15 tRNA genes are annotated in these 1443 nt (G+C 51.4%); all 15 read left to right on the top strand.

The features are described from left to right. Nucleotides 1-30: 30 nt before the first annotated feature. The 15 genes from FC27_RS11485 to FC27_RS11415 all read left to right on the top strand — a co-directional run bounded on the left by FC27_RS11485 (nt 31) and on the right by FC27_RS11415 (nt 1418). Nucleotides 31-116 (top strand) — tRNA-Leu (locus tag FC27_RS11485). Between the two features lie 13 nt (nt 117-129). Then, nucleotides 130-203 (top strand) — tRNA-Arg (locus FC27_RS11480). A gap of 10 nt (nt 204-213) precedes the next feature. Further along, nucleotides 214-287 (top strand) — tRNA-Pro (locus tag FC27_RS11475). A gap of 27 nt (nt 288-314) precedes the next feature. After that, a tRNA-Met gene (locus FC27_RS11470) sits at nt 315-388 on the top strand. 8 nt (nt 389-396) lie between these two features. Continuing rightward, nucleotides 397-470: transfer RNA gene (locus FC27_RS11465), tRNA-Ile, on the top strand. A gap of 35 nt (nt 471-505) precedes the next feature. Beyond that, nucleotides 506-579: transfer RNA gene (locus FC27_RS11460), tRNA-Met, on the top strand. A gap of 11 nt (nt 580-590) precedes the next feature. After that, nucleotides 591-664 (top strand) — tRNA-Asp (locus tag FC27_RS11455). Nucleotides 665-670: 6 nt separating this feature from the next. Beyond that, nucleotides 671-743 (top strand) — tRNA-Phe (locus tag FC27_RS11450). A 12-nt stretch (nt 744-755) separates the two neighbouring features. After that, a tRNA-Gly gene (locus FC27_RS11445) sits at nt 756-826 on the top strand. 14 nt (nt 827-840) lie between these two features. After that, nucleotides 841-915 (top strand) — tRNA-Ile (locus FC27_RS11440). A gap of 8 nt (nt 916-923) precedes the next feature. Beyond that, a tRNA-Ser gene (locus tag FC27_RS11435) sits at nt 924-1011 on the top strand. A 7-nt stretch (nt 1012-1018) separates the two neighbouring features. Next, nucleotides 1019-1090: transfer RNA gene (locus FC27_RS11430), tRNA-Glu, on the top strand. 47 nt (nt 1091-1137) lie between these two features. Continuing rightward, nucleotides 1138-1227 (top strand) — tRNA-Ser (locus FC27_RS11425). A gap of 20 nt (nt 1228-1247) precedes the next feature. Next, nucleotides 1248-1321: transfer RNA gene (locus FC27_RS11420), tRNA-Met, on the top strand. 23 nt (nt 1322-1344) lie between these two features. Then, a tRNA-Asp gene (locus FC27_RS11415) sits at nt 1345-1418 on the top strand. Nucleotides 1419-1443: the final 25 nt, after the last annotated feature.

Raw genomic sequence — 1443 nt, 5'->3', positions numbered from 1 at the left:
GAATCCCGTCTTCCGCTTTCACTATCTTATGCCGGGGTGGCGGAACTGGCAGACGCACAGGACTTAAAATCCTGCGGTAAGTGATTACCGTACCGGTTCGATTCCGGTCCTCGGCATTATAGTGAATATGCACCCATAGCGCAATTGGATAGAGTGTCTGACTACGAATCAGAAGGTTGTAGGTTCGACTCCTACTGGGTGCATTGTTTTTCTCGGGAAGTGGCTCAGCTTGGTAGAGCACCTGGTTTGGGACCAGGGGGTCGCAGGTTCGAATCCTGTCTTCCCGATAGCAATCGTAAGATTGTTTGTTTTTTGGCGGTGTAGCTCAGCTGGCTAGAGCGTCCGGTTCATACCCGGGAGGTCGGGGGTTCGATCCCCTTCGCCGCTATTTATTCCGGACCTTTAGCTCAGCTGGTTAGAGCAAACGGCTCATAACCGTTCGGTCGTAGGTTCGAGTCCTACAAGGTCCATCGCAGGAATAATGTTCGACTGTTTATACTATTATCGCGGGATGGAGCAGTCTGGTAGCTCGTCGGGCTCATAACCCGAAGGTCGTAGGTTCAAATCCTGCTCCCGCAATTATTTTTTTTGGTTCCTTGGTCTAGTCGGTTAGGACGCCTGCCTGTCACGCAGGAGATCGCGGGTTCGATTCCCGCAGGAACCGTCATTTGGCTCGGTAGCTCAGTTGGTAGAGCAATGGATTGAAGCTCCATGTGTCGGCGGTTCGATTCCGTCCCGCGCCATGTAACACCTATGCGGGTGTAGTTTAGTGGTAAAACCACAGCCTTCCAAGCTGTTGTCGCGAGTTCGATTCTCGTCACCCGCTTTGTCACTTGTTATGGGCCTATAGCTCAGCTGGTTTAGAGCGCACGCCTGATAAGCGTGAGGTCGATGGTTCGAGTCCATTTAGGCCCACTAAATTTGGAGAAGTACTCAAGTGGCTGAAGAGGCGCCCCTGCTAAGGGTGTAGGTCGTTTACACGGCGCGAGGGTTCAAATCCCTCCTTCTCCGTTTATATGACCCGTTGGTCAAGTGGTTAAGACACCGCCCTTTCACGGCGGTAACATGGGTTCAAATCCCGTACGGGTCATTGATACTTAGTATCAATACAGCAACATAGTTTTATTATTTAAGCATGGAGGATTACCCAAGTCCGGCTTAAGGGAACGGTCTTGAAAACCGTCAGGTCGTGAAAACGGCGCGTGGGTTCGAATCCCACATCCTCCTTACAACTCATTTTTTATTATCGCGGGATGGAGCAGTCTGGTAGCTCGTCGGGCTCATAACCCGAAGGTCGTAGGTTCAAATCCTGCTCCCGCAATTAGTTTTAAATAAATTTTATTTGGTTCCTTGGTCTAGTCGGGTAGGACGCCTGCCTGTCACGCAGGAGATCGCGGGTTCGATTCCCGCAGGGACCGTTAATGGCTCGGTAGCTCAGTTGGT

Source organism: Companilactobacillus versmoldensis DSM 14857 = KCTC 3814 (assembly GCF_001434295.1).
Classification (GTDB): Bacteria; Bacillota; Bacilli; order Lactobacillales; family Lactobacillaceae; genus Companilactobacillus; species Companilactobacillus versmoldensis.
The sequence above is the reverse complement of the archived record's forward strand: the minus strand, read 5'-3'. Positions and strand labels throughout refer to the sequence as shown.